At 54.3% G+C, this 25,900-nt stretch carries 30 protein-coding genes and 1 riboswitch; of the genes, 3 read left to right on the top strand and 27 right to left on the bottom strand.

The window, feature by feature from the left end:
• Nucleotides 1–436, top strand: a 436-nt coding sequence (locus tag ACY1JZ_RS18100; protein WP_462630379.1) for a polyprenyl synthetase family protein, incomplete at its 5' end; no start/stop codon positions are given.
• Nucleotides 437–880: 444 nt separating this feature from the next.
• Here ACY1JZ_RS18100 and ytfJ read toward each other — a convergent pair.
• The 23 genes from ytfJ to ald form a co-directional block, all read right to left on the bottom strand.
• Entirely contained in the window at nt 881–1,351 is a 471-nt protein-coding gene (ytfJ, locus tag ACY1JZ_RS18105; RefSeq protein WP_270171676.1) for a GerW family sporulation protein, read from the bottom strand.
• A complete protein-coding gene (locus ACY1JZ_RS18110) occupies nt 1,324–2,022 on the bottom strand; it encodes a DUF2953 domain-containing protein (RefSeq protein ID WP_462630380.1) in 699 nt (232 codons plus the stop codon). The genes ytfJ and ACY1JZ_RS18110 overlap by 28 nt, the downstream gene beginning before the upstream one ends.
• 49 nt (nt 2,023–2,071) lie before the next feature.
• Nucleotides 2,072–2,722, bottom strand: coding sequence for an SMC-Scp complex subunit ScpB (scpB, locus tag ACY1JZ_RS18115; RefSeq protein WP_462630381.1), 651 nt, complete (start codon nt 2,720–2,722; stop codon nt 2,072–2,074).
• Nucleotides 2,691–3,470, bottom strand: coding sequence for a segregation and condensation protein A (locus ACY1JZ_RS18120; RefSeq protein ID WP_270171681.1), 780 nt, complete (start codon nt 3,468–3,470; stop codon nt 2,691–2,693). The genes scpB and ACY1JZ_RS18120 overlap by 32 nt, the downstream gene beginning before the upstream one ends.
• 21 nt (nt 3,471–3,491) lie before the next feature.
• Nucleotides 3,492–3,962, bottom strand: a complete 471-nt coding sequence (gene ribH / locus ACY1JZ_RS18125; RefSeq protein WP_270171682.1) for a 6,7-dimethyl-8-ribityllumazine synthase — start codon at nt 3,960–3,962, stop codon at nt 3,492–3,494.
• A 91-nt stretch (nt 3,963–4,053) separates the two neighbouring features.
• A complete protein-coding gene (locus ACY1JZ_RS18130; protein WP_462630382.1) occupies nt 4,054–5,286 on the bottom strand; it encodes a bifunctional 3,4-dihydroxy-2-butanone-4-phosphate synthase/GTP cyclohydrolase II in 1,233 nt (410 codons plus the stop codon).
• Nucleotides 5,287–5,438: 152 nt separating this feature from the next.
• A complete protein-coding gene (ribE, locus tag ACY1JZ_RS18135; protein ID WP_462630383.1) occupies nt 5,439–6,107 on the bottom strand; it encodes a riboflavin synthase in 669 nt (222 codons plus the stop codon).
• Nucleotides 6,108–6,150: 43 nt separating this feature from the next.
• Nucleotides 6,151–7,254 carry a bifunctional diaminohydroxyphosphoribosylaminopyrimidine deaminase/5-amino-6-(5-phosphoribosylamino)uracil reductase RibD gene (gene ribD, locus ACY1JZ_RS18140; RefSeq protein ID WP_462630539.1) on the bottom strand — a complete coding sequence of 368 codons (1,104 nt, stop codon included), beginning with the start codon at nt 7,252–7,254 and terminating at the stop codon, nt 6,151–6,153.
• Between the two features lie 131 nt (nt 7,255–7,385).
• Nucleotides 7,386–7,555, bottom strand: a riboswitch (FMN riboswitch).
• Between the two features lie 101 nt (nt 7,556–7,656).
• Nucleotides 7,657–8,457: a polysaccharide deacetylase family protein gene (locus ACY1JZ_RS18145; protein ID WP_462630384.1), complete on the bottom strand. Its 801-nt coding sequence runs from the start codon at nt 8,455–8,457 to the stop codon at nt 7,657–7,659.
• A gap of 121 nt (nt 8,458–8,578) precedes the next feature.
• Nucleotides 8,579–9,010 (bottom strand): peptidylprolyl isomerase, encoded by a 432-nt coding sequence (locus ACY1JZ_RS18150; protein WP_270171687.1) that lies wholly within the window; start codon nt 9,008–9,010, stop codon nt 8,579–8,581.
• A gap of 373 nt (nt 9,011–9,383) precedes the next feature.
• A complete protein-coding gene (lysA, locus tag ACY1JZ_RS18155; protein WP_462630385.1) occupies nt 9,384–10,715 on the bottom strand; it encodes a diaminopimelate decarboxylase in 1,332 nt (443 codons plus the stop codon).
• 114 nt (nt 10,716–10,829) lie between these two features.
• Nucleotides 10,830–12,626, bottom strand: coding sequence for a spore germination protein (locus tag ACY1JZ_RS18160; RefSeq protein ID WP_462630386.1), 1,797 nt, complete (start codon nt 12,624–12,626; stop codon nt 10,830–10,832).
• Nucleotides 12,627–12,659: 33 nt separating this feature from the next.
• Nucleotides 12,660–13,091: a stage V sporulation protein AB gene (locus ACY1JZ_RS18165; RefSeq protein WP_462630387.1), complete on the bottom strand. Its 432-nt coding sequence runs from the start codon at nt 13,089–13,091 to the stop codon at nt 12,660–12,662.
• Nucleotides 13,084–13,731 (bottom strand): stage V sporulation protein AA, encoded by a 648-nt coding sequence (locus tag ACY1JZ_RS18170; protein WP_462630389.1) that lies wholly within the window; start codon nt 13,729–13,731, stop codon nt 13,084–13,086. Before ACY1JZ_RS18170 ends, ACY1JZ_RS18165 begins: the two co-directional genes overlap by 8 nt.
• Before the next feature lie 195 nt (nt 13,732–13,926).
• Nucleotides 13,927–14,682, bottom strand: coding sequence for an RNA polymerase sporulation sigma factor SigF (gene sigF, locus ACY1JZ_RS18175; protein WP_462630390.1), 756 nt, complete (start codon nt 14,680–14,682; stop codon nt 13,927–13,929).
• 20 nt (nt 14,683–14,702) lie between these two features.
• Nucleotides 14,703–15,149, bottom strand: a complete 447-nt coding sequence (gene spoIIAB / locus ACY1JZ_RS18180; RefSeq protein WP_270171697.1) for an anti-sigma F factor — start codon at nt 15,147–15,149, stop codon at nt 14,703–14,705.
• Nucleotides 15,146–15,499, bottom strand: a complete 354-nt coding sequence (gene spoIIAA / locus ACY1JZ_RS18185; RefSeq protein ID WP_270171699.1) for an anti-sigma F factor antagonist — start codon at nt 15,497–15,499, stop codon at nt 15,146–15,148. Before spoIIAA ends, spoIIAB begins: the two co-directional genes overlap by 4 nt.
• A 115-nt stretch (nt 15,500–15,614) precedes the next feature.
• A complete protein-coding gene (locus tag ACY1JZ_RS18190) occupies nt 15,615–16,790 on the bottom strand; it encodes a D-alanyl-D-alanine carboxypeptidase family protein (protein ID WP_270171701.1) in 1,176 nt (391 codons plus the stop codon).
• Nucleotides 16,791–17,240: 450 nt separating this feature from the next.
• The gene (locus ACY1JZ_RS18195; RefSeq protein ID WP_462630391.1) at nt 17,241–17,408 is read right to left on the bottom strand and encodes an aspartyl-phosphate phosphatase Spo0E family protein; all 168 of its coding nucleotides are present in this window, start codon (nt 17,406–17,408) and stop codon (nt 17,241–17,243) included.
• A 177-nt stretch (nt 17,409–17,585) separates the two neighbouring features.
• Entirely contained in the window at nt 17,586–18,410 is an 825-nt protein-coding gene (locus ACY1JZ_RS18200; protein ID WP_270171705.1) for a purine-nucleoside phosphorylase, read from the bottom strand.
• 208 nt (nt 18,411–18,618) lie between these two features.
• On the bottom strand, nt 18,619–19,515 hold the full coding sequence (gene xerD, locus ACY1JZ_RS18205) for a site-specific tyrosine recombinase XerD (RefSeq protein WP_462630392.1): 897 nt from the start codon (nt 19,513–19,515) through the stop codon (nt 18,619–18,621).
• A 71-nt stretch (nt 19,516–19,586) separates the two neighbouring features.
• Complete coding sequence (locus ACY1JZ_RS18210; protein WP_270171708.1) at nt 19,587–19,826, bottom strand: DUF4227 family protein; 240 nt, start codon at nt 19,824–19,826, stop codon at nt 19,587–19,589.
• 77 nt (nt 19,827–19,903) lie between these two features.
• Nucleotides 19,904–21,046, bottom strand: coding sequence for an alanine dehydrogenase (ald, locus tag ACY1JZ_RS18215; protein WP_270171710.1), 1,143 nt, complete (start codon nt 21,044–21,046; stop codon nt 19,904–19,906).
• 161 nt (nt 21,047–21,207) lie between these two features.
• Here ald and ACY1JZ_RS18220 point away from each other — a divergent pair, with 161 nt between their 5' ends.
• Nucleotides 21,208–22,395 carry a S8 family peptidase gene (locus ACY1JZ_RS18220; protein WP_462630393.1) on the top strand — a complete coding sequence of 396 codons (1,188 nt, stop codon included), beginning with the start codon at nt 21,208–21,210 and terminating at the stop codon, nt 22,393–22,395.
• Between the two features lie 42 nt (nt 22,396–22,437).
• On the opposite strand, the gene fur is transcribed toward ACY1JZ_RS18220, so the two are convergent.
• From fur to ACY1JZ_RS18240, 4 genes are all read right to left on the bottom strand, one after another.
• Nucleotides 22,438–22,899 carry a ferric iron uptake transcriptional regulator gene (gene fur, locus ACY1JZ_RS18225; protein ID WP_270171714.1) on the bottom strand — a complete coding sequence of 154 codons (462 nt, stop codon included), beginning with the start codon at nt 22,897–22,899 and terminating at the stop codon, nt 22,438–22,440.
• Nucleotides 22,900–23,087: 188 nt separating this feature from the next.
• Entirely contained in the window at nt 23,088–23,723 is a 636-nt protein-coding gene (gene spoIIM, locus ACY1JZ_RS18230) for a stage II sporulation protein M (RefSeq protein WP_462630394.1), read from the bottom strand.
• 28 nt (nt 23,724–23,751) lie between these two features.
• Complete coding sequence (locus ACY1JZ_RS18235) at nt 23,752–24,981, bottom strand: endonuclease Q family protein (protein WP_462630395.1); 1,230 nt, start codon at nt 24,979–24,981, stop codon at nt 23,752–23,754.
• Nucleotides 24,982–24,984: 3 nt separating this feature from the next.
• Nucleotides 24,985–25,557, bottom strand: coding sequence for an NUDIX domain-containing protein (locus tag ACY1JZ_RS18240; protein ID WP_270171720.1), 573 nt, complete (start codon nt 25,555–25,557; stop codon nt 24,985–24,987).
• A 103-nt stretch (nt 25,558–25,660) separates the two neighbouring features.
• On the opposite strand from ACY1JZ_RS18240, the gene mciZ reads away from it, so the two are divergent.
• Nucleotides 25,661–25,813, top strand: coding sequence for a Z-ring formation inhibitor MciZ (gene mciZ / locus ACY1JZ_RS18245; RefSeq protein ID WP_270171721.1), 153 nt, complete (start codon nt 25,661–25,663; stop codon nt 25,811–25,813).
• Nucleotides 25,814–25,900: the final 87 nt, after the last annotated feature.

The following is a 25,900-nucleotide window of genomic DNA, read 5'->3' on the forward strand; positions in this document are numbered from 1 at the left end:
TGGCTCCCTATTCCGCTTCGCCTGTCTGATGGGCTATGCTTCCCTGGACTGTACAGCGGAGACGATCGAGACATTACACGATCTGGCCGACTGCCTCGGTCTCATTCATCAGATTGAGAATGACAGGAGGGATCTGCTGCGATGGGATCTGAAGAACGATCTGCTCAGCAAGAAGCGAACCTTGCCGGCGCTGTATCTGCTCTCCATTGAAGATGATGCCTTTCGTCTATTCCAGGACTATTATGCAGGGAGCATTACCATAGATTCTCTGCTGACGCAGAAGGAGCAGCTACTCCACATGATTCATACCTCCGGGTGTATCGAGTATTCCCAAGTGGTTCAATCGGTGTGCCTGCAAAAAGCGGAAGAGATATACGACCAATTGCAAGCCGCCTCGCCGTGGAATTCAAGGAGATCACTTATGCCTCGTATCTAGATATAGACTAATACTCCGTATTATCAAAAATTAATTCGCCAGCAGATAAATCCAATATAAATGATTTGAGGAACTTTAAATGGAAGAATATGAATCATTAAACTGAGCCAAGACGAGCGTAGGCAATTAGAACAACGGATCAAAAATGGGAACCAGAAGTGGCTAACGGACTTGACAGAATTCAAGTACGGTAATAGTCAGAAAGCGTATCTAAATGTATATGAGACATTAGGGACTTTGAAATGCGAGAAGTATTACTTGCATATCTACCAAACCTTTGAGCATTCAACATTGAGGACTACATTCATTTTTACAATTACGAACAACTTAAACGGCCTTAGTCCAATGGAATTCAGGACCAAGGCCGCCTAACCATTTTTATTTTTTGTACTGTCTACTTGACGGGGTGCAGTTCAATTTTGGATAGCCCCGTTGTCGATCCGACTATTGCGTCTCGTTGATAATGACTGTGGTTTCCGCACCAGCGGTGCTTCCTGGCTCCGTTCCCTGCTTGCCCCACATCGTCTGGAGCTTGTCGAATACTTTGGGAGCTGAATCAATAACACGCTCGATGAGATGTGTCTGATTATCAAGCGGCACAACCTTGACGCCATGTGTGCCCACGACGAGAAACGCAATCGGCGTAATCGATACTCCGCCCCCGCTGCCGCCGCCAAACGGCAACGACACCGCGGCATGATGAGCATCACCGACATGATGATGCGTATCCTCCATATGCTCATTGCGAATATCGCTGCCCCCGGCGACGAAGCCGAAGCCAACCTTGGAGATCGGCATAATGACGCTTCCGTCCGGCGTCTGTACCGGGTCACCAACAATCGTATTGACATCGACCATCTCTTTAATATTTTCCATTGCGGTCTGCATTAAGCCTTGAATAGGGTGTTCTGCCATACTGAAAAGCCTCCTTTCACTTTTCTAATGCGAACCAAAAGCTGTAGTCCGGCAAACATAGCTTTTCCTAAGCTGATTTCAGCTATGCAGCGCCACTCTGTGGAAAAATACGTTTGGTTATACAACGGCTGCACCGTAGTTCGGGGGGGTGCCGAGAGCCGGGTGAATTGAGAAAGCAGACCCAGCAGACCCGTCTGCGCCGACCAGATCATCCCCGTCGTGATTGCCGTCCAGGCCGCATCTCCTGTGCCGACACTCGTATCCCATCTCCAGTCGGTAATTCGCACATAAGAGAGCGCGCGGCGCAGCCAGCTTGTAAAGTGATCGGTATAACGCAGCAGCAAGCGAGCCTGCTCAATCTTCCGCATCACAGTCTCGGCACCCACTCGATGTCGACCTTCATTACTACTTTGTCCCACCGCGAACGAATTACTCTTCTCATGCTTAAACTCCACACTGTCACCCACAAAGCGAACGATGGGAATTTCTAGTCGATACCGAAGCAAACCACCGAGCGCGCGCAACTGTATGCGAAAATGGTCATTTTCGTTCTTACGCACAAATTCGCTGGTAAAGAGAATCGACGAACGTCCCAGCACGACGGCAAGCACACAAAAAAGACCTGCCGCCATCCATCCTATCCAACCCTCGGGAAGCATACGCAGCTTCACCTCAACTTCCTCTGACTGGTTGGTTATAGTATGACCCGGCGGGCAGATCTCATTCTTCGTCTCGGCGGGGCAACGATGTCAGATCCTCTGGACGAGGAAATTCCTCCAGCGTCAGTTGCCGATCCTCCTGCTTATTCAACCTATCGAACAGTCCTTCAGTCTGCTCCTCCAGCAGATCCTCCAGCTCCAGCGCACCTGGTTCGGGGAGCGCATCCAGACCGGAGAGGCCAAAGTAATCCAGAAACGCCTTCGTTGTCCCATACAGAATCGGGCGCCCGATAGCCTCTGCACGTCCAACCTCCTCGATCAGATCCTTCGCCACAAGCGTGTGCAGCGGCCGCTCGCACTTGACACCGCGAATTTCCTCTATCTCCACCCGAGTAATAGGCTGCCGGTAAGCAACAATCGACAGCGTCTCCAGCGCAGCCTGAGACAGGCTTGATCGCTCAGGCGAGTAGGCCAGCTTCTCGAAGTACGGCGCATGCTCAGGATGGGTCGTCATGCGGAAGCCACCGGCAACCTGGGTGATCCGCACACCGCGTCCGTCCTTGGCCAGCTCGGACTTCAATTCATAGACCAGCTCGTTTACCAAGGGCACATCATAGCCAATAATGTCCGCCAACTGCTTGGCGCTAAGCCCCTCTTCCCCGGCCATGAATAGCAGCCCCTCAATAATCGATTTCAAGCTCGGAAAGTCCACTTTCTTCCGTTTCCCCTCTCCAGTTAATCACAATGTCATCAAATAGCTGATGCTGAAAACAGGTGACCTGCTTCATTTTCATCAGCTCCAATATAGCCAGGAAGGTGACGACAATCTCATGCCGCTCCATCTCCGGGCGCAGCAGCCTGGAGAAGCGAACTGTCTCATGATCGCGGAGCAGATCCATAATGTCACGAATCCGATCCTTGACCGACACCTCGTCCCTGCGGACAGTCGCAACGAGCGATCTGCGCGCCGCGCGCTTCAGCGCCTTCTGGAAGGCTGCGATCAGATCGGCAACCTGCAGGCCTTTGACTGGATTGACTGGAGCCGTGGGCATGAACGAAGACAGATCCTCCGGTTCCTTCGTATAGACCAGGCTCCGTTCATGCTCCCGTTCCCGCAGTTGCTCAGATATTTGCTTGAACTTACGATACTCAACGAGCTTTTGGATCAGCTCCTGCTGCGGATCATACCCGTCATCCGCCCACTCCTCGAACTCCTCTGGCTCAACCGGCGGCTTCGGCAGAAGCTGCCGACTCTTAATCGAGAGCAGTGTAGCCGCCATCACCAGAAATTCGCTCGTCACCTCAAGCTCCAGCTCCTGCATCGCACTCAAGTAGTCCATGTATTGATCTGTAATTTCACTGATCGACACCTCATGGATGTCAATCTCCGCCTTATCGATCAGATGAAGCAGCAGATCAAGCGGACCTTCAAAGGCCTCCAGCTTATAAAGCACCGTCACAACATTTGCCCTCCTGCCTTGCTAGCCCTGTAAAGCTTGCGTTAAATTAGCCATCTCAATGGCTGTAGCAGCCGCCTCCCAGCCCTTGTTCCCCGCCTTCGTGCCTGCCCGCTCAACAGCCTGCTCGATCGAATCGGTCGTCAGCACGCCGAATATGGTGGGAACGCCTGTCTTCAGGCTGACCGCCGCTACCCCCTTGGCAGCTTCATTGCATACATAATCAAAATGCGGCGTTGAACCACGGATGACCGCGCCCAGCGTAATGACCGCATCATATTTGCCGCTCTCCGCCATCTTCTGCGCGATCAGCGGAATCTCAAATGCTCCTGGAACCCAGGCCAGCTCAATCTCGGCATCCTCCACGCCGTGGCGCTTCAGACAATCGAGCGCACCGGATACGAGCTTGCCAGTAATGAATTCATTGAACCTTCCTGCTACAATACCATATTTTAACCCTTTGGACACCAAATGTCCTTCATAAATTTTCGTCATATTGTATGAGCCTCCCCAGGCAATTGATATATTGACGCAATTCCTTGTGCATTGTGAGCCGTGCGACCGCCCGGCCATCAGTTATTTACGACTAAGCCTGCTCATTCCTATCGAACCGGAGCATATGGCCGAGCTTTTCCTGCTTCGTATGCAGATAACCGGAGTTGTCTTCATTCTCCTCCATCTGCAACGGAATGCGCTCGACAACTTCCATTCCATACCCTTCAAGCCCGGTTATTTTGCGCGGGTTATTGGTCAGCAGCCGCAGCTTGCGTACACCAAGATCCTTAAGAATCTGGGCGCCGATGCCATATTCCCGCAGGTCGGGAGCGAACCCAAGTTTAATATTCGCTTCCACTGTATCCATTCCCTGCTCCTGTAGCTCATAGGCTCTCAATTTATTGATAAGCCCGATGCCCCGACCCTCCTGACGCATATAGAGCAGCACTCCACGCCCTGCCTCACTGATCTGACGCAGCGCTGCCTCCAGTTGCGGGCCACAGTCGCAACGATGCGAATGAAACACATCTCCGGTCAGGCATTCGGAATGCACGCGCACCAGTACTGGCTCGTTGTCGTCCGCCTCGATCACTCCCTTAACCAGCGCCACGTGCTCCTTGGTGTCCAGATCATTCGTATAGGCTACTGCACGAAAGGTACCATAGTCGGTCGGGAGACGGACATCCACAGCCCGCTGCACCAGCTTCTCCTTCGCGTTGCGATAGCGAATCAGCTCCTTGATCGTAATGAGCCGCAGATGATGCTTTTCCTTGAAGCGCATAAGATCAGGCAAGCGTGACATCGTTCCATCCTCATTGATCACCTCGCAGATGACCGCGGCCGGCACAGAATCACACAGCCTTGCCAGATCAACAGCCGCTTCCGTATGGCCCGCACGCCGCAGCACGCCGCCCTCCTTGGCGATCAGCGGGAATATATGCCCTGGCCGGCGATAATCGGACGGGCGCGAGCTCGGGTCAATCAGCGCCTGTACCGTCATGGCCCGCTCATGAGCAGAAATACCGGTCGTGGTTGAGACATGGTCTACCGAGACAGTGAAGGCAGTGCCGTGATAATCGGTGTTATGCGCAACCATCGGAGGCAGATCGAGCTGCTCTGCCCGCTCCTTCGTAATCGGCACACAGACGAGTCCGCGCGCTTCTGTAATCATAAAATTAATGATGCTCGGTTCAATCCGATCCGCCAAAGCAATCAGATCGCCCTCATTTTCCCGATCCTCATCATCGACCACGATGATTGCCTTACCGGCCATCAAATCCTGGATTGCCTCTTCTATCGAATCAAATCGTATATCGTTCTCCATATCCTCAAGCCTCCTTTAAGATGAAAATTGCTCTTGACCTTCTATTCCGACTGCCTCACTCTCATTGCACGGCTGGATCAACCACCAAGACACTGCCATGGCGGTCAGTGGCTGCAAGATGCTGCAAGCGTGCAATTCATGGGGTCAGCGTGTCACAAAAAACCATGTTCAGCCAAAAAGTCGGTCGTTAGCCTGTCAGTCCTGTGACCTTGTGCTTGCTGGCCCTGATGTCCTCTACTCAGCAGATGCTCGACATACTTGCCGATAATGTCCGTCTCGATATTAATCGTATCGCCCGCCTGCTTCCACTGGAGTGCTGTCGCCTCCAGCGTGTGCGGGATAATGGACACCTGAAAGCTGTGAGCTCCTGCCACCGCTACCGTCAGGCTGATGCCATCGAGCGTTACGGAGCCTTGGGGGATAATATGGCGGAGCAGACGCTCCTGCTGCGGCTCGATGTGGAAGATCACCGCATTGCCCTCCGCCCTGCGGGAGACGATCACGCCGCAGCCATCGACATGCCCTTGAACTATGTGGCCTCCGAATCGCCCCCCAGCCTGCATCGCTCGCTCCAGATTAACGGGGTCGCCAACTTGTAGCTGGCGGAGGTTCGTGTGCCTGTACGTCTGCGGCACAACATCAACGGTGAAGCTGCGGCTGTCATACGCCGTAACCGTCAGACAAACCCCGTTGACTGCAATACTGTCTCCAAGCCTCACTCCCTCCAGCACCTTCGATGCTTCCACAGCCAGCATCAGGGCTTCCCCCTTCTGTCGAATGCTCCGCATCGTGCCGATTTCCTCGATCAAGCCGGTAAACATCGGCTTTCCTCCTCTCTTCTACTGAAGATAGACATTCCAAAAGTTAGGCCTTGTAGACCGGATAGCCGGTTATGCACACGTCATCGCCGATCTGCTCCACCTGCATGCGATCGATCCGCACCGCATCGGCCATCCGCTCCGCCCCGTCAAATTGGAAGCTGGCAGGCGCCTGCAGCCCCCCGATAATCTTGGGAGCGAAGAACATGACCAGCTTATCGATCAGCCCAGCAGCCAGCATCGCTCCATTCAGACGGCCGCCACCCTCCAGCAGGATGGAGCTGATTCCAGCCTCCGCCAGCCTCCGCATCGCCAAGCTAAGATCTACTGACGGGCCAGAGCCGCAGCGAAGCACCTTCGCGCCCTGCGCCTCCAATGCCTGTGCCCGCTCAGTCGATGCGAGCTCCGTTGTCAGTACCACCGTGTCTGCCAGACCGTCGTGAAGCATCCGCGCACTTGGCGGCAGACGCAATCTGGAATCGGCAACTACCCTCACGGGATGCAATCCCTGGACCGGCAGGCGAGTCGTTAACTGTGGATCGTCTGCCAGCGCTGTCGACACGCCGATCAGGATGCCAGCATGCTGATGACGCAGTGTATGCGTCAGCTCTCTAGCCTGCGGGCCGCTTACCCACCGGCTATCGCCTGTCCTGGAGGCGATCTTGCCATCGAGTGTACTCGCCGTCTTGAGTGTCACGAAGGGTCGGCCGGTGCTGATATACTTGACGAAGACTTCATTCAACGTCTGCGCCTCTGCCTCCATCACCCCGGTCTCGACGAGAATGCCGTGCTCGCGGAGCCGGGTAATCCCTCGACCAGACACCTGCGGGTTCGGATCGGTCATAGCAACCACCACCCGAGCTGCTTGTGCCTCGATAATGCGTTCACAGCATGGCGGCGTCAGACCGTGATGGCTGCACGGCTCCAAGGTGACATAGACCGTCGCGCCTTGCGACTGGCTGCCTGCCATCTGGAGAGCATGCACCTCGGCATGGCCTTCTCCCTGCCGCAGATGGGCGCCCAGCCCGACAATGCGGCCGCCCTTCACCACTACACAGCCGACAACTGGATTTACCCCCGTCTGTCCCTTCATGTTCGCAGCCAGTTCAAGAGCCAGCTTCATGTAATACGCATCATTTAATGTGTCCATCAACGCAAAAAACCTCCGTCAGCGTCTCAGCGCCTTCGGAGGGATGAATGTAGAGAAAGCATAATCAAATAAGCCTGCTCCTGTATTTGTAAAAAATACAAAAATGCACAGCACAAACTTGATACGCCATCGTCTCCCTTCTCCCATCCAGACTATACTGTCGGTCCCGGAATTACACCAGGTCCACCGCTGCCGCCAAGCTTATATGGCAGACGGGTCACGGACTGACGCCTCCTCACTAAACACCATGCGAGGGACGATCACCGCCGGTTGGGAATTTCACCCTACCCCGAAAGGAACTAGACTTATATGATTCACCCGAATCATATCACCAAGGCTCGATAATTGCAAGCTTGCACCGATCCTGGCAAGGCAACGTTTAAGCGTGCACACGCCACACTTCTAGCAGAGCCTTGTCTGACACCCGCCCTTTGCCTCTACGATTGCTCCATCGACGCTGAGCCAGACGCTCGCAGCCGAGGGGTTATATACGACATCCAGAGCAGCGGAGAATTTCAGAGCATCAAATGATTTCATGTAATCCACCAGCTCGATGTTCGTCGCGTACCAGATCGATTCAACACCGCCAGCTTGCTCGCAGAATGATTCGATCAGCTCCCAGTTGTGATCCCCGTCAAATTCATAGCTGTGCCCCCATACGTTCATGAGGAACAAATATTGCGGCCGATCCAGTTCAAGGAAGGTCTGCAGCCGATCCAGCAGTCGGTCATTGTGATGGCAGGTCGGCCGCCATTCATGCCAGTCATCCGGCATGTCGAAGCCGCCAGTTGTCTGCACCACGCGCGCGTATTCGATTCCCAGCCCTGGGAGCAGCTTCTTGATCTGCGTCGTGTAGGAGCCGTTCGGATAGCTCATGCCGCGCACCGTGTAGCCCGCCAATCGCTCAAGTCTTTTGCGATCCTCCATAATCTCGTGTACCAGCAGCTCCTTCGGACAGCGCGCGATCGTCGGATGCGTCAAGGTATGTGCCGAAATCTCATGACCCTCATACAAGGCTGCCGCTTCCTCGCCAGTTAGCCTGCCGCTGCTCCCGAACAAGCCGCTATTCAGATGGAACGTTCCCTTTATGCCATGCTGATTGAATAACGCAACCAATCTTCTGTCCGCGAAAACACCATCGTCATAGCTCATCGTCAGCGCCTTATATCTGCCTTGCGGGAAGCACAGCATGATTTTACCCATTTCATTCAGCTCCTTCTGTAATCGCATACATTTTGGGCTTAGCAAAACGGACAGGCTCTCTTGTATGGAGACTCCTGCCCGCCGGTTCTTCCTCCTCACTCCTAGAGCGGAGGCTTGTCCTTTAGTTCTCGATGATCTCAACCTTCTCCATCTTGTCACGGCCTTGGAAAGCATCGACGAACTCCATGCCCTTCGTCACTTTGCCAAATACAGTATGCTGGCCGTCCAGATGCGGCTGTGGCTGGTAGCAGATGTAGAATTGGCTGCCACCGGTATTGCGACCCGCATGCGCCATAGCCAGCGTGCCACGCTCATGCTTGTTCGGGTTGATCTCGCAGTTGATCTGGTAGCCTGGGCCACCTGTTCCCGTTCCTTGCGGGCAACCGCCTTGAGCGACGAAGCCTGGAATTACACGGTGAAATACCAGACCATTGTAGAAGCCCTCATTTGCCAGCTTCTCGAAATTGGCAACCGTATTCGGCGCATCCTGATCGAACAGGTCAATCAGCACCTCGCCGCCATTTGCCAAGGTAATTTTTGCTTGCTTTGCCATATGAACGTTCACTCCTTATATTGAATTTGCTTATGTAACCCTATCATCATACTACAATCTGCCTCAATAAGCCAAGCTGTTCCAGTGCATCACGCAGCGCTTGGCAGCCCTATCAAAGATACGATGAACGTCATGCCTGCTTTGCTCCCAATGAGGACACCTCACAGTACGGCTAGTCTAGCTCGCCCCCACGATCGCAAGTCAGGGCCGATTGCTGCATGAGCTGCTAATCCGATCTGCTCCCCTACAACAGGAACCTGGCTGCTTAGCTTAAACAGATACTTAAACAGATAGCCCCCCGGCATTCATTGCCGGGAGGCTGTCTTCATGCTGCCGCCGCATAACGGCTGAGCTAGGCTAGTGGTTTATTTGCTTAGTTGCCCACAGAAGCTTTTTTGAGACGACTAGGGATCAAGTCATTGCCTACAATGTTCTCGAACGATTCGCGTTTCACTACCAGATCAGCCTGTCCATCCTTCACGAAGACAACGGCTGGCCTGCGAATACGGTTGTAGTTGCTAGCCATGGCATAGTTGTATGCGCCAGTACAGAATACAGCCAGCAGGTCGTCCTTATGGACAGCGGGCAGCTCCAGATCCCAGATCAGCATATCACCACTCTCGCAGCATTTGCCTGCGACAGATACGGTCTCGGATACAGGCTCATTGGCGCGGTTCGCCAGGATGGCATCGTACTTGGATTCATACAGCGCCGGACGCGGGTTGTCGGTCATGCCGCCGTCCACAGCGATATATTTGCGGATGCCTGGAATATCCTTGCTGGTGCCTACTGTATAGAGCGTTGTGCCAGCATCGCCGACGATGCTGCGGCCCGGCTCCACCCAAATCTCCGGCAGCGGATAGCTCGCGTGGGTAAAGTTGGAGATGATGGCATCCGTGATCGCCTTCACGTATTCGCCCAGCGGAAGCGGCTTATCTTCATCGGTGTAACGGATGCCGAAGCCGCCGCCCAGATTCACCACCTGGAAGGTCAAGCCCAGCTCATCGCGCACCTGCACCGCAAAGGCTGTTACTTTATCGACAGCCATACGGAAGCCCTCTACTTCAAAAATCTGGGAGCCAATATGCGAATGAACGCCGAGAATTTCCAGATGATTCAGCTTCAGCCCTTCTTGAATGGCGCGATATGCCGAACCATTGCCCAGATCAAAGCCGAATTTGGAATCCTGCTGGCCTGTAGAAATATAGTCATGCGTATGCGCCTCTACCCCTGGCGTAATGCGGAGCAGAATCTTCACGCGCTTGCCCTTCGCTCCAGCAAGCTCATTGAGCAGATCCAGCTCGATGAAGTTATCGACTACGAAGCAGCCGATATTGGCATCCAGCGCCATATTGATTTCGTCAACGGTTTTGTTGTTGCCATGGAAGTGGATGCGTTCCACTGGGAAACCAGCCTGGAGCGCTGTATGCAGTTCACCATCGGATACAACGTCAAGCGACATGCCTTCTTCCTCTGCCAGCGCGCACATCGCCATCACACAGAAGGCCTTGCTCGCATAGGCTACCTGGAACTTCAGGCCCGAGGCCTTGAATGCCTCCACATATTCGCGGGCGCGTTGACGCACGAGCGCCTCGTCGACAATATAAAGGGGCGTTCCGAATTCGGCAGCCAGCTTCGTTACATCATTGCCGCCGATTTCGAGATGGCCCTGTTCATTAATTTTGCTCGTTCCATGTAAGTACATATATTGTTCCCTCCATTTTTCCATGTCAGCCTGGTTTAATCCTAGTAACCAGTATAACGGAAAAGTACACGGATGAGAAATAGATTATCTTGAAGAACATTTGCACTTTTGCGACTATTTTTTGGGAGGCATCTTGTTAAGCTGCTGAGGCTGCAGCAGGTTGGGACGTGTGCGATTATGCAAAACCGGCACACGCAGCAAGATGCTCCACAAGGCCCTGGCATCAAATGGAATGAGCGGCCACATGTATGGACGGTTATAGGAACGCTCCATGACCAGCACGATGAACGCCAGCGTGGATACGAGCATGAAGCCGGGAACATGGAGCACGGCAACTGCAATGATGAGCAGCAGTCGCACAATTCGGTTCGCCAGGCCAAGCTCATAGCTAGGTGTCGCGAACATCCCGATGGCTGCTACAGCCATATATAGGATGACCTCATTAATGAACAGCCCCGTCTTGACGGCTACATCGCCAATTAAAATCGCGGCAATCAGCGACATCGCAGTCGCCAGCGGAGTCGGTGTATGCACCGATGCCATCCGCATCAGATCCACCCCCAGCTCTGCCAGCACAAACTGCAGCACGAGCGGCAGCCGCCCAAGCTCGCTCGGGCCGATAAAGGCGAGCGCCGCCGGCTTAAGCTCCGGCTGGAGCACATACAAAAACCATAGGGGCAGCAGAAACAATGAGGCGAGAATACCCAGAAACCGCACCCAGCGCAGAAAGGTGCCAATAAACGGGGTCTGACGGTTTTCCTCTGCATGCTGCACCAGGTCAAAAAAGGTTGTCGGCAAGATCATCACACTGGGCGTCGTGTCCACAAAGACCGCTACATTCCCCTCCAGCAAATGCGAGGCGACCACATCAGGGCGCTCGGAGTAACGCACGAGCGGATAGGGGTTCCATCCCCGCTTCACCGTTGCCTCCTCCAACTGCTTGTCAGCCATCGGCAGTCCATCCAGTTCAACATCTTCCAGCTTGCCCTTAATCGACTCCACCAGCTTCGGGTTTGCGATGTCGTTAATATAGGCAATGCATACATCCGTCTGCGTCCGTCTTCCGATCTTCATAATCTCGTAGCGCAGACCCGGATCACGCAGCCGGCGCCGCACCAGTGTCACATTGACCATCAATGTTTCGACGAAGCCATCGCGGCTGCCTCTGACGACCCTCTCCAGCGTAGGCTCCTCGGGCGAACGGGCCGGGAATAGCTTGGCGTCAATAATGAGCGCTGTTCCTTCATCCTCGATGAACAATGCAGTGCTGCCTGCCAGCACCGCATCCACTACCTTGTCAAAATCATGCTCAGCCGTTACTTGAACAGCCGGCACGTACAGCTCAAAGAATGCATGCAGCGCATCGGAGGAGACCTGCTCAGGAGTCAAGTACGTTAACCGCTTTAGCACCTCGGTTAGCACCACATCCTTGACAAAGCCGTTCATGAAGAACAGCGACGTTCTGCGCTTGCCGAAGGTCATCTCTCTGGCTACGACGTCGAAGCTGTCGCCTAGCCCCACGCTCTTCTCCAGCAACTGCCGAAAATCATCCAGCTTATGCGGAACAGGCTGACGCTTCTCATGTCGGTCATCCTGCGTCCCGCCACGCTTGGGAGAGCCCCCTTGTTGCTGTCCGGCGCTCTGGTTCTGATTCACGCTATCCTGCTGCTGACCGTCCTGAAGCGCACCTGGCCAAGAGGCATCGACTGCCCATACGGGCTGGCTGCTCTGCTCCCTGCTCCGTTGACGGTTCCCTTCCGTTGCCTTCGCCCCCTCTCCTTCCTGGCTGTTGTGTGCTTCCGCCGCATCGGGTTGGACCATGCGATCTCTCTCATGGGCTGGCATAGCGCCCGGCTGTCCATGAGGAGGGGTATGTCCACCGTCATTATTGCCTGTATTCCACTCTCTCAACTGCTCCACTCTCCTCGCCTGGACTTTGAATCGTTACCATTGATACACGAGCCAATCAAACAGCGAGCCCAGCACCTTGCCGAGCACCATCGACATGACGAGCGCCTGAATGAACGTACCCAATTGCAGCCGTTTGGCCAGAATCGGCAATACATTCATGACTTCAGTCAGCGCCGCAGCGAGCATCCCGATAAATATGCCGTCCAGCAGCCCCATTCCCGCCAGAGGCAGTGCGTGAAGCGGCAATCGGAGGCTCCAGTCGAGAAAGTCTGCCAGCGACCAGTAGACCGAACCGGCGACCAGCGCAGATTCGAACCAGACGGACTTCTGATAGGCGTTGGCCAGTTGAGCCAATCTCGGGATCAGATCGAACACGACCAGCAGAGCTACCATGCCGCTACCGACGGCAAGCCCGCCTCCCAGCCCCAGCAGTGCAACAAACATCCCCAGCAGCAGCTCAATCATCGGCCTGCCGCTGTTGCTTTTCGTTGCGCTGTTTTTTGCCCATCTCCTCTGCGATTACATACGTATTGACGTTTTCCTGATACATATACATCTCCAGCTCCAGCGGATTCGGCTCATCATTCAGACGTTTGCGGAACAGGTGATTGAAGAACAGTACCATCCCAAGGCCAATGCCGAGCGAATAAGGGATTTGAAACCAGAGCGGGTGCTCCTGACGTTTCCCCGTTACCAGCTCTGATATGCGCTGGTGCACCTCCTTCATGCTGACATCCGCATGAAAATTCATAATCGCCAGCCCTGCGCCAAAAAACAACAGCAGCCAAGCAAAGATAAGTACAACCTTTCGAGGCTTCTGCGGCTTGGGACTGATCATGACCAACACCTGCGGGTCGCCATAAGGCTCAATCGTCAGTTCAGGATAAGCCTCTCGAATCGTCTGAATAATATGCAGAATATCAATGACATACCGATTGCCGTCCTCAGGACGATGCCGATACAGCTCCAGCTTGCCAAGCGTTTGAGCCAACGGAGTATGCAGCAGCAGCCGTGCTGCTTGTCCCAAGGTGACCGCTTCTCCTGGCCGTATCGTAATCCGCTTGCGCAGACGCAAATATAAGGTTGAGCTCCCCACAGCTTCCATCACGCACCATTCCTTTGCTACGGATGTTGGATTGTCTGTCTTATTATGAGAATCCGCTGCTGCCTCTACTCCACGGACATACAGGTAAAAACTGAAAAAAGACCGCACAGTGGCGGCCTATATGCTCCTATCACTGGAGACAGTAGAAGTTTTGTTTCTTCCACTGTCTCCTTGACAAGGCGCAACTTGAGGCCTTTACTGTGCGATCTGATCTTTAATGCATTGCAATATTTTCTTTTCCAGCCGTGACACCTGTACCTGGGAGATGCCTAGCCGCGAGGCCACCTCTGATTGTGTCTGGTCACGGTAATATCGCAGATAGACGATAAGCCGTTCGCGTTCGGACAAGGTGCCGATCGCTTCGTTCAACGCGAGCTTGTCAAACCATTTTTCCTGTGAATCATCCGAGATTTGATCCATCAGCGTGATGGGATCGCCATCATTCTCGAACACAGTCTCATGAATCGAGGTCGGCGGCTTGTTCGCTTCCTGGGCAAAGACGACATCCTCCGGCGAGATGCCGAGCTGCTGAGCAACCTCCTTGATCGTCGGCTGCCTGCCATGTACCTTCGAGAGCTCATCCTTCGTCTTTCGAACCTTGTTCGCCAGCTCCTTCAATGAGCGGCTTACCTTGAGTGTCCCATCATCCCTTAGAAATCGCTGAATCTCCCCGATAATCATCGGCACCGCATAGGTTGAAAACTTGACATCATAGGAGAGGTCAAATTTATCGACCGATTTGAGCAAGCCGATGCAACCAATCTGGAACAGATCCTCTGGATCATAGCCGCGGTTCATAAACCGCTGAACCACAGACCAGACCAGACGGATATTGCATTGGACGAGGGTATCCCTGGCTATCGTATCACCAGACTGGCTGAGCAGAATAAGCCGTTTCACTTCCGTATCGTTCAGATAGGTTTGCGATGCTTGCTTCATATCGACTTCCATGAGGCTCCACCCCTACACGCCTAATTGTAGAGCGCTTTTTTTGATTCGATTCGCTTCATCATCGAAATGCGCGTCCCATGCTCCTGCGAGCTGGTCACTTCAAATCGGTCCATAAAGTTTTCCATAATCGTAAAGCCCATGCCTGAGCGCTCCAGCTCCGGCTTCGAGGTGTAGAGCGGCTGTCTGGCTAACTCCAGATCCTCGATTCCATTTCCCTTGTCTATTACCGTAATGGACACAGTATCCCCGTCAATAGACGCCTCGATCGTCACAATGCCTTCCGGATCGCTATCATAGCCATGAATTATCGAATTGGTTACGGCTTCTGAAACGACGGTCTTCAGATCATTCAACTCCTCAATGGTAGGGTCCAGTTGAGAGATAAAAGCAGCAACTGCTACCCGTGCAAAAGCTTCATTCTCCGATCTGCTGGAGAACGACAGCGTCATAAAGTTCGTTCCACTCATGATACGACCTCCAGACTTGAGAGCGCCATCCGCTCGTCATCATGAATTGTCAGGATCTTGAACAGTCCAGACAGCTCAAGCAGGCGGTATACGCTGGCATTCACATCGCATACGACCATTTTACCGCCTCGGCTTTTGAGCAGCTTGTAGCGACCCAGGATGACTCCCAGACCCGAGCTGTCCATGAAGACGAGCTCCTTCAAACTAAGAATGACATGATCACTGCTTCCGCGGAGAATGGCTTCCTCCATTTTTAGCTTCACCGTATCCGCCGTATGGTGATCGAGCTCCCCCCGCAAGCGGACAATCAGCACATTGCGGTAATGCTCCAGCTCAACCTGAAGACTCATAATCTGTTCACTCCTTCCGTTGTTAGATCAGAGTGTTCTACATGCGGCTATACCATTCCTGCCTCACGACAAAACTAGAAGAAGCCCGCTAGAAGCTGACAAAAAGCGCTACGCTCTAGGAGAACAACTGTGCCGCGGTGCGCTTGATCAGCGTCCACCAGCTTGCCTTGGCTACATTGCCCGGCGACTCAACATCGAATTGCGCAAGCACCTTATCCCCTTGATACACTGTCAGCTTGCCGATGACTTGACCTGCCGCTAGCGGTGCCTTAAGCGGGCTGTTGATGGTCAACTCATGCCGGATGTTATCTGTCGCGCTTCCCTTTTTAAGCAATACACTGTATGGATGCTTTGCCGCAATCGGCAGCTCGTTTGTTTCGCCCTTCTCCACAGCCACGCTTCCCAACTGGTCGCCAGCCTTGAAGATCGGATGGTTCATATATTGGGCAAATGAATAATCGAACATCTTGCCTACCTCGGCATTGCGAGTCTTAGTATTCGGTTCCCCCATGACGACACCCACTACGCGCAACGAATCACGCACTGCAGTTGCAGTCAGGCAAAACTTTGCTTCACTGGTATATCCAGTCTTCAGCCCATCCGCCCCACTATAGAAGCGAACCAGCTTGTTCGTATTGACCAGCCAGAATGGCTTCTCCGAATCTTTGCGCAGGTAGTCCTGATACTGTCCGGTATATTGGGTAATCTCCTGATGCTTGAGCAGCTCTCTGGACATGATGGCAATATCATAAGCGGAGGAATAATGGTTCTCTGCTGGCAGCCCGTTGCAGTTGACAAAGTGGGTATTTTTCAGTCCCAGCTCTTGTGCCCGCTCGTTCATCCGTTTGACGAAGGCTTCCTCTGTACCGGCGATTTTTTCGGCCATCGCCACCGAAGCATCATTGCCTGAAGCCATCGCGATTCCCTTGAGCAGCTCCTCTACCGTCATCTCCTCGCCCGGCTCCAGAAAAATCTGCGAGCCGCCCATGGATGCGGCATATTCACTCGTAACGACCTTGTCCGTCCATTTAATCTGCTCCGAATCGATCGCTTCCATGATGAGCAGCATCGTCATCACCTTCGTAATGCTCGCTGGCGGGAGTCGGTCATGGCTGTTCTTCTCATAAATTACCGTTCCACTGTCCGCATCGAGCAATATGGCCGAACGGGCAGATGGCGCCAGATCCGGGGTCTCACTAGGCACCGCCTCCTCGGCCATAACCGCTGCTGGGAACAGCAGCAAGGCAGCCAAACCTAGCATCATCACTTTATACCAATATGTTTTCTTCATTGCGGTCTCCTCCTGTATCCGGTGCCTGAATAGTCAAGACTTTGCGCTTCCTGTGCGCAGCTTGACACTCCAAGCTAGATTCTCCTCTACAGTGTCGACCGCTTATATGAAATCTATTCCATTTCTACAAAATATAAAAAAAATCACCTTTCGAAATGAGTGGCGGTCGCTGTCTTTTGCCGCGAAACATGGTCGCTTTTTGCAAAAGACAGCATTCTCATTCGATAGGTGATTCCCATAGGTATCTTGTCACTTCATGGCTATGAAGCGAGCTTGCGGCGTGCTGTGCAGAGGTTTGGGACATGCATAGCCGCATGGTGGATTGCGATCCCCAACGCCATCCAGCCAAGCTGCCCTGCTGCAACCATACCCAAGCGGGTGATAACTGGCCTGCAAGGTATCTAAAACACCAGACCGACGATTGTCCGAGCTGATTATACATGCTCGGGACTACGTTTTGCGGCTGGCGCATTTTTCCTTTTGCGCTTTGATAATAACCTGGTCCAGCATTTCACTTAGCAGCAACACCTCCCGATGCAGCAGCGACTGCTTACGTGTGGCGGTAGCCACCATCTGACCACGCAGCTTCTCAAGCTGCGCCGTACCCAACTTGTCCATTTTTGTCACTCCATTAAAGGTTTGTCATGGACAGTATACGACGACCGCGATACAAATGTTGTCACAATGGGTCGAATCCAAATTTTACATTTTTGTAACAAATTTTTCAACTTTTTCATTTCACTACATCAAGCTTTTTTCAAGCGGTTCTCACGGATTAAGGCAAGCCAATCAAGATTAGAGCGAAGGTATAACGGCGAGTACAAGCCCTAAAAATTGAGATTTTACCTTCTCAGTCGTCTCCATAACCTCCTGATGAGATAATGGCTGATCCAGTATGCCTGAAGCCATATTGCTGATGCAGGAGATGCCCAGTACCTCTACACCGCTGTGACGAGCTGCAATGACCTCCGCAATCGTGGACATGCCCACAGCGTCGGCGCCCATCGTCCGCATCATCCGAATCTCGGCAGGCGTCTCATACGAAGGCCCCAGCACCCCGACATACACGCCTTCGCGCAGCTCGAAGCCCAGCTTGCCCGCCTCCGTCTTAGCAATGGCGCCAAGACGTCTGCTATAAGCCTCCGACATATCCGGGAAGCGCGGTCCGAGCTCCTCGTCATTGGGACCAATAAGCGGATTGCGACCCGTTAAGTTGATATGATCGGTAATGATCATCAGATCGCCCGGCTGATAGCCTGTATTGATCCCGCCCGCGGCATTGGTTACCACCAGTTGCTTCACTCCCAACGCCTTCATCACACGCACAGGGAACGCCGTCAGCTCTGGCCCATATCCTTCATACATATGAAACCGACCGCGCATCAGCACAACAGTTCGCCCGGCCAGCTTGCCCACCATCAGCTCACCGGCATGTCCTTCGACGGTCGAGACCGGGAAGTGAGGAATAGCATCATAGGGGATAACGGTTGCTTCTTCAATATAGTCGCCCAGAACACCAAGGCCCGAGCCCATAATCAAGCCGATCTCCGGGCTCTGCGGAGCCACGGATGCAATATAAGCGGCAGCCTCGCGAATTTGGGACACTGTCATTTGATTCATTGTCATACCTCCAAGTTTTTGTCATTCATTAGGTCGTGTCTGAACACCCGTTCAAGGGCATCTCTCCCCGCCTTTTCTCCCCATGCTGCGTTGCTTTTTCGCAGGCGCACCCCCGGTACGCCTGCGAAAAAGCGCCTTGCCTGGAACGAAAATTCGGCCAGATCTGTTCCGTTCAGAGTGTTCAGACACGCCCTAGAAGAGTAGCCTATCAGCCTCTCGATCGGGGATGGGAGCGCTCATACACTTCCTTCATCGGTGCTTTGTGAAATTGCAGATAAACCTGTGTTGTAGAAATATCAGAATGGCCAAGCATCTCCTGCACGCTTCTTAGATCCGCTCCATTATCCAGCAGATGCACTGCAAAGGAATGCCTGAGGGTATGCGGCGTAATTGGAGTGCTGATGCCGGACTCATGCGCATATTTTTTAATAATTTTCCAGAATCCTTGACGGCTGAGCGGGGTTCCCTGACGATTGACGAATAAGGTCTCAGCCTGCTTGTCCGCTCGAAGCAATAGAGGTCTCCCCTTCTCCAGATAGATACGGATGGCTTCTGTCGCATGCTGACCGAGCGGAATAATACGCTCTCGCCCCCCCTGACCGATACAGCGGATAAAACGAAGCGACACATTCAACTGGTCAAGCGTCAGTGCGGTCAACTCCGACACGCGAATGCCGGTGGCATACAGCAATTCCAGCATGGCCTTGTCGCGCAATCCGCCCGGCGAGTCTAGCGGCGGCGAATCGAGCAGCCGCACCATCTCCTCTACGGTCAGCACGCCTGGCCGACGCTTATCAAGTCTTGGTGCTTCCAGACCAAGTGTCGGGTCCTTGCTGAGCAGGTCGAGAGCCACCAAGTATTGAAAGAACGCCCGCAGCGCAACCAGACTGCGTGAGATGGTCGCCGCGGCCTTGCCTTGCTGCTTCATGGTATGCAGGTACATCGACAAATGATGCTTTTGTACAGTAGCCGCTTCCTCCAGCCCCTGACGTTGCATCTCAACCAAAAATGTATGCAGGTCGCGCTCATAGGACTGCAGCGTGTTAGCGGACAAGCCGCGGTCATCGCGCAGATGCTCCATAAACTGTACTGCGTATGACCTCATCCCAGCCCTCCTCTTCAAGCAATATACGGTCAACGCACATTAATTCCACATCAGCCGCCGCTAATCCTTCCCTATTCGCCAAATAAATAAAACCAGCGCAGCCGCTCCTTGACAGTCGCCTCACCAAATGCCGCCTCATCTGGTTGAAACACCTTGACCGCTTGTCCACGCGGCGCCTCATAGGGATCATCCATCAGCATGAGCTTCACCATCAGATAGCGGTATCCTCCAAATACGATAAGGGTCAACAACACAAACAAAATGAGAAAGAGCAGCCGGGCTGCCGTTTTTCGTAATGAAACGACCATCATTCTTCTCTCCCTCCATGCGCAAAACCGTCCTGTTCCTTCATAGCTATGAAGGAACAGGACGGTTTATGCCAAGCGATCTACTGCAATTGATCGTAAGAGACAGACTGCAGCAGTTGCTCAACCTGTGTATACGGCAGCCCGGCCGCTTCGGCAACCTGAGGATGAGTAATATGCCCCTGATGCGTATTGATCCCTTTGCGCAGCGCCTCATTCCCCAATGCGGCGGTCCGCAGCCCCTTGCCCGCTAGCTCCAGCATATAGGGCAGCGTTACATTCGTAAGAGCGAGCGTCGAGGTGCGCGGCACAGCCCCCGGCATATTGGCTACGGCGTAATGCAGCACCCCGTGCTTCTCATAGACAGGCTGCTGATGGGTGGTTACCCGGTCGATGGTCGCGATTGAACCGCCCTGGTCAACAGCCACATCAACAATGACCGCCCCCTTCTTCATCGTCTGCACCATCTCCTCCGTAACGAGCTGCGGCGCGCGTGCCCCCGCGATCAGGACAGCCCCAATGAGCAGGTCTGCCTTGCGCACCGCCTGTGCAATATTGTACGGGTTAGACATTAATGTGCGAATGCGGCCGTTGAACACCTCATCCAAATAACGCATGCGGTCAGCGCTGCGCTCCAATATGACGACGCTTGCCCCCATGCCTAGCGCGATACGCGCCGCATTCGTACCGACGATTCCGCCTCCCAGGATAATCACCTCGGCTGGCGGCACACCAGGCACGCCTCCCAGCAATATGCCCCGCCCGCCATAGAAGGCCTCCAAAAATTGCGCGCCTACCTGGACCGCCATCCGACCCGCTACCTCGCTCATCGGCGTCAGCAGCGGCAGCCCGCCGCCAGGCAGTTGAATCGTTTCATAGGCTACACCGGTTACCCCCTTCTCTACCAGTGCCTTCGTCAGCTCCGGTGCTGCGGCCAGGTGCAGGTAGGTGAACAGCAGCAGCCCGTTGCGAAAGTATCCGAATTCCTCGGGCAGCGGTTCCTTCACCTTCACGACCATCTCCGAAGCAGCCCATACCTGCGCTGCCTCCTCGACGATACGTGCTCCCTCATCCACATATTGCTCATCCCCGAAGCCGCTCCCTTCGCCAGCCCCGCGCTGAACAATAACCTCATGACCTGCCCCACGCAGCATGCCCGCTCCTGCCGGTGTGAGCGCAACCCGATATTCATTGGTCTTGATTTCCTTCGGCACACCGATAATCATACGCATACCCCCTATTTGAAATCGTTGCAGTTCAACGTCATATAGCGATACGATGTCCCCGGCGCAGAAGAAATATGTATGAGCCTCGCCGGCGAACGCCCAACCCTTTCCGCAAATGTCCCCATACAATAACTTGACTCTAGCTGAGGAGGCTCACATGAATGAACGGTGTGAATCATCTGTTATACCATTGTATGAAGCAGCGGCCGAGCCGACACACCCGGCGCGTACTGGTCGGCTTGCGCAGCTCAGCGCTCTATGAGCGCTGCTGCAGCGATCTGGAGCAGCGGGGCAAGCGCCCGCTGAAGCGGTTAAGGCCGCTTGGGGTGCTGTGCTGTCATATGCACTCGCTCGCGGACTTGGCGAAGCTGCGCCGTCATCCTGATATTGCCTTCGTCGAGCAGGATGTCCGCATCCGTGCGCATGAATGGTGCCAGCGCTTCGACAAGTGCAAGAAACAGGGAAGAGGAAGAGCTTGGAAGCCCCGAATAACATGGAACATTAAGCGCGTTCAGGCTCCGCAAGTATGGCGGGCGACGCGAGGGGGCCCTGTAAGAGTGGCCATCCTGGACACAGGCATCGCCAAGCATCCTGATCTGCGGGTTTGGGGAGGCGTCAACACGATTGGCGGTGCCTCTTATCGGGATTTCAATGGGCACGGTACTCATGTTGCCGGCATCGCGGCCGCAATAGGCGACTGCGGTCAGCTTGCCGGTGTTGCGCCGCGAGCCAGACTGTACGCCGTCAAGTCGCTCAATCGGGATGGGTTCGGATATATCTCCGATATTATCGAGGGTATTCTCTGGTGCATCGATCAGAGGATGAACATTATCAATATGAGCCTTGGCATCCCTCCTGATCTGAACAGTCCTTCCTTCCGCAAAGCGGTGCGGCTGGCTGTGAAGCAAGGCTTGATCATCACCGCATCAGCGGGCAACAACGGCCGCAATTCAGGCGGCATCGATGCCCCTGCCCGTTACCCCGGCACAATCGCTGTCGCTGCGACAACGCGGCGCAATCGGATCGCTTCGTTCAGCAGCCGCGGCCGCGGCATCGATGTCTCCGCGCCTGGAGAGAACATCCTGTCTACCTCGCTCCATTGCGGATATCAGGTGATGTCAGGGACCAGCATGGCAGCGCCGCATGTGGCCGGCGGCGCTGCGCTGCTACTGGCATTGCGCCCGAAGCTAAGCCCGGCTGCTATCTCGCGGGTGCTGAAGCGCACAGCTCGTCCGCTCCGCGGTGCTGGCCGACGAGCCCAAGGCGCCGGGCTGATCCAGCTTCGCCGAGCTGCTCGGCTTGTACTCCGCTCTGCCAGGAGAACCGCCAGCTACAATCGACGTGGCTAGATGCCAGAGCGACCCGTCCTGAGTTCAGGACGGGCCGCAGCTTTATTTCTCCTTGGGTTGGTCATTCTTATCCCGGCAACGATGGCAGATACCCTGGAAATCCAAGCGGTGGTCGATAACGGAAAAACCGAATTCCCTCTCCAGTCGCTCCTCCAGCGGCCCCAACCAATCATCCATAATCTCATCCATTGATCCGCATTGCACACAAATCAGATGATGATGGTGATGCTGACTCGAGTCGGTACGCAGGTCATAGCGGGCTACACCGTCGCCGAAATTCAGCTTCTCCACAACATGCATCTCGCTGAGCAGCTCGAGTGTCCGATAGACTGTCGCCAATCCGATCTCGGGGGCCTTGTCTTTGACAAGCATAAACACATCTTCTGCGCTCAAATGATCTTCTTCATTCTCAAGCAGCACACGAACCGTAGCTTCACGTTGAGGAGTCAACTTATAGCCCTGTGATTGTAGCTGCTGTTTAATTTTATCGATCCGGGCTTCCATAATCTCCCCCCTATGTCGACACCGCGCCCATTCTCTTTTACTTTGCTTTCATTATAGGGGGAAAATAACTTGAAAGTCAAACCTTTTGGTAAAATCAAGTGTGGAAGCATGCTGCCGACATCATCTTTGTACCCTGTTATGCCTCATTCGGCTCACCAGGCTACACCGTCATCGGGAGCGCTCTTGCTTTACCCAGTGAGCAAGCCGGAAGCCCAGCCCATAACATAAGGAGAGACATAAGCCTCGAACCAAGCGGCTCCCCATAGTATCGTTAGCATGCCGATGGCGATGGCACAATGAACAGCGAGAGGCGGCAGCAACGCGCCCTGCTGCTGGAATAGACGGGATTTGACGAAGTGAACGGCAAATCGGATCGCGGATACACTTGCAATCATAAGTGCTGGCACAATAATGATGTTCTGGGGAGCCACCGCCAGCAGCCAGAACAGCACACCTGCCCAGGCATGCTGGCTCACCAGCAGCCCCATGGAGAAGCCAACCAGCACCCCCTTCAAGAAATCGAGCGCCAGCAGCAACGGGACACCGATAACAGTCATGCCGAGCAGCCAGATGAGCGCGATCCATTTCGAATGAAGCCATGCACGGTCCCAGAAGGAGGCCGCCTGGTCAGGGCCGGCTCCCGCACCAAGCAACTGTGCAAAGTGCTGCACGTCGCCACTGAGCTCCTGCTGCTGCTCCAAGGTCAGGCTGCTGGACAGCACTGTGCCAAAGACGACGCCCACAATAAATAGAACCCCCACAAAAAGATATAGCGGCAAATGCTCCTTGAGCTGTGGCTGCAGAAAGGGCGATCTCACCCGCATCCTCCCCCTCTTGTCCGGATAGTCTACTCTATGACCGGACAGGCCGTTCTATGCCGCTAACCTTGCCATACGCTCCGCCGCCCCCCGCTTGCAGTTGCACGCCCCCAAGCCGGGCATCACAGATCAGCTCCGCCAGCTTGTCCCCTGCCACGTCTGCAAGTGCTTCACAGGAGGCTTCATGCAGAATATACATCTCGGTGCCGAACGTCTCCAGCATTCGCTCGAGCAGCTTCTGCCCAAGACCGGGCATGAAGTCTAGCGGAATCTGATACCGATACGGCGGCCTCCCCTTCACACAAGGCTCCTTGCGACCGAATTGAAGAGCCAGCCGCTCGATTCGATCCATAACCCCGCTTACCAGCTTGCTGCTGCCGCAGGTGCGGCACTGGTTCCCGACTGCCCCGCCCTCAGCGATGATGCCGCAGGATTTGCAATACGTGCGATGATATTTGCCGAGCATTGGGTTCAGACCATAATTAGCAACAATCTCGCGTCCCTCGGCGCCAGCCAGAGCCAGCTTCAGCTCTGCAAAGGAAGGCTCACCCATCAGCAGCGCATTATATTCGCGGCCGATCTTGCGGAGCGAGTGTGCATCGGAATTGCTCAGGAATGGATATTGATCCAGCTCCTGCAGCCAGCCTGCCATCTTGCTGTCCGCGCTCAGTCCCAGCTCCACAGCATCGATCAGCTCCGGGTCAAGCACGGAGGCGATTGAATCGGCAGCGCTCCCGAGCAAGCTCTTGTGCGGCGTGAACAGATGGGCAGGAATGAACAGCCCGCCACGCTTGCGCGTCTCCTCCTGGAGCTTCCTGCCAGTCACATATATCCGCTGGGAGCTGAGCTCGACATTTCTCATATAAGCAGACATCCACTGTGTAAAGGACTGCATCGCATCGAAATCGGGCATGTAGCACAAATAATGAGCCGGACCAGCCATCCCCTCATCCCGTACCTCAATCTCCGCCCCCAGCAGCAAGGTCGTATCTCGGTATAGAATCCCACCCTGAGGCAGCTCGCGCATCTCCCCGCTGGACAACAGCGCAGCAATATCCTGCTGTACGGAGGGAGAATGCGCATCGATCACACCCAGCAGCCGAATACCCTTGCGCACTGCCGCTTCATGTGCAATATTGCGAAACGTCAGATCACGACTGCCGCTAATCTTGACCAGTTGCCCGTTCTCCGCCCGACCAATATGCAGATGAAGGTCAGCATAGACGAGCTCTAGCGTCGGCTTCTCATCCACCTGTGCTGTCACTGTCTACAGCTCTCCGGTCAGCAGGTAGAGTCGCCATGCGTAGACGGCAAGGATCGTCTTCGCATCGCTGATCCGCTTCTCCTTGATCAGCTCCAGCGCCTCCTCCAGTGTGATGGCCGAGACATTCAGAAACTCCTCATCATCCAGCTTCATCTGACCTGGCTCCAGCTCCTCCGTAAAGTAAACAAACAACTCCTCATCTGCAAACCCTGGCGAGGTGTAGAAATTGCACAGCTTGCGCAAGCTCTTGGCGCGATAGCCGGTCTCCTCCTCAAGCTCCCGCCGTGCCGCCTCCATCGGGTCCTCATCACCATCCAGCTTGCCCGCAGGAATCTCAACTTGCAGTTTGTCCATCGGCTTGCGGTACTGCTCTACAACAAGCAGCTTTCCATCTAGCAGTGCGATGACCGCCGCTGCTCCGGGATGACGCACAATCTCTCTGGTGGCTGTCTTGCCATCAGGCAGCTTCACCGTGTCTACCTGTAGCGAAATCACTTTTCCATGAAAGATAGGCTCCGTATGAATGGTCGGCTCCGTAAAATCAGCCGAATCGTTATTTGGCGGGATTGTCGTCATGATCTGTTGCTCCTTTGCACACGTTATTTTGTAGAGACATTCATCATAGAACATGCAGCAGTTGCATATCTATTCCATATCGAATCCAGGGGAGGCGCTCTACATGAAGAAGATGATTGAGGACAAGCAATTGAAGCTATCTGGGAAAGCCTGGCAGGTCAGACACATGCTGCGGCAGCTCCGTCAGCATGCACCGCAAGATGCATTGCTGCAGGATTACCTTCAGTCGCAGCGCCAGCGGGAGCGAAACCGCTAGAAAGCTGAGGTTACGTGATGCGCACTTGGCTATGACGATAATAACACCGTCTATGAGTAACGGGTTCAATATGAAAGCTGCCGTCCC

Source organism: Paenibacillus sp. J5, from assembly GCF_054955055.1.

Bases quoted from the DNA above. Each gene is read 5' to 3' on its own strand.
- ACY1JZ_RS18210 (WP_270171708.1), bottom strand. From the start codon at position 19,826: ATGATGGTCGTTTCATTACGAAAAACGGCAGCCCGGCTGCTCTTTCTC.
- mciZ (WP_270171721.1), top strand. From the start codon at position 25,661: ATGAAGAAGATGATTGAGGACAAGCAATTGAAGCTATCTGGGAAAGCC.
- ald (WP_270171710.1), bottom strand. From the start codon at position 21,046: ATGATTATCGGTGTGCCGAAGGAAATCAAGACCAATGAATATCGGGTT.
- ACY1JZ_RS18220 (WP_462630393.1), top strand. From the start codon at position 21,208: ATGAACGGTGTGAATCATCTGTTATACCATTGTATGAAGCAGCGGCCG.
- ACY1JZ_RS18145 (WP_462630384.1), bottom strand. From the start codon at position 8,457: ATGGGTAAAATCATGCTGTGCTTCCCGCAAGGCAGATATAAGGCGCTG.
- ACY1JZ_RS18165 (WP_462630387.1), bottom strand. From the start codon at position 13,091: ATGATTGAGCTGCTGCTGGGGATGTTTGTTGCACTGCTGGGGCTGGGA.
- spoIIM (WP_462630394.1), bottom strand. From the start codon at position 23,723: ATGCGGGTGAGATCGCCCTTTCTGCAGCCACAGCTCAAGGAGCATTTG.
- xerD (WP_462630392.1), bottom strand. From the start codon at position 19,515: ATGAGGTCATACGCAGTACAGTTTATGGAGCATCTGCGCGATGACCGC.
- ACY1JZ_RS18130 (WP_462630382.1), bottom strand. From the start codon at position 5,286: ATGGAGAACGATATACGATTTGATTCGATAGAAGAGGCAATCCAGGAT.
- ACY1JZ_RS18195 (WP_462630391.1), bottom strand. From the start codon at position 17,408: ATGGACAAGTTGGGTACGGCGCAGCTTGAGAAGCTGCGTGGTCAGATG.
- sigF (WP_462630390.1), bottom strand. From the start codon at position 14,682: ATGGAAGTCGATATGAAGCAAGCATCGCAAACCTATCTGAACGATACG.
- ACY1JZ_RS18150 (WP_270171687.1), bottom strand. From the start codon at position 9,010: ATGGCAAAGCAAGCAAAAATTACCTTGGCAAATGGCGGCGAGGTGCTG.
- spoIIAA (WP_270171699.1), bottom strand. From the start codon at position 15,499: ATGAGTCTTCAGGTTGAGCTGGAGCATTACCGCAATGTGCTGATTGTC.
- ACY1JZ_RS18190 (WP_270171701.1), bottom strand. From the start codon at position 16,790: ATGAAGAAAACATATTGGTATAAAGTGATGATGCTAGGTTTGGCTGCC.
- ACY1JZ_RS18170 (WP_462630389.1), bottom strand. From the start codon at position 13,731: ATGGAAGCTGTGGGGAGCTCAACCTTATATTTGCGTCTGCGCAAGCGG.
- ribD (WP_462630539.1), bottom strand. From the start codon at position 7,254: ATGGACACATTAAATGATGCGTATTACATGAAGCTGGCTCTTGAACTG.
- fur (WP_270171714.1), bottom strand. From the start codon at position 22,899: ATGGAAGCCCGGATCGATAAAATTAAACAGCAGCTACAATCACAGGGC.
- ACY1JZ_RS18200 (WP_270171705.1), bottom strand. From the start codon at position 18,410: ATGAATCAAATGACAGTGTCCCAAATTCGCGAGGCTGCCGCTTATATT.
- ribE (WP_462630383.1), bottom strand. From the start codon at position 6,107: ATGTTTACCGGCTTGATCGAGGAAATCGGCACGATGCGGAGCATTCGA.
- lysA (WP_462630385.1), bottom strand. From the start codon at position 10,715: ATGTACTTACATGGAACGAGCAAAATTAATGAACAGGGCCATCTCGAA.
- ribH (WP_270171682.1), bottom strand. From the start codon at position 3,962: ATGACGAAAATTTATGAAGGACATTTGGTGTCCAAAGGGTTAAAATAT.
- ytfJ (WP_270171676.1), bottom strand. From the start codon at position 1,351: ATGGCAGAACACCCTATTCAAGGCTTAATGCAGACCGCAATGGAAAAT.
- ACY1JZ_RS18240 (WP_270171720.1), bottom strand. From the start codon at position 25,557: ATGACGACAATCCCGCCAAATAACGATTCGGCTGATTTTACGGAGCCG.
- spoIIAB (WP_270171697.1), bottom strand. From the start codon at position 15,149: ATGAGTGGAACGAACTTTATGACGCTGTCGTTCTCCAGCAGATCGGAG.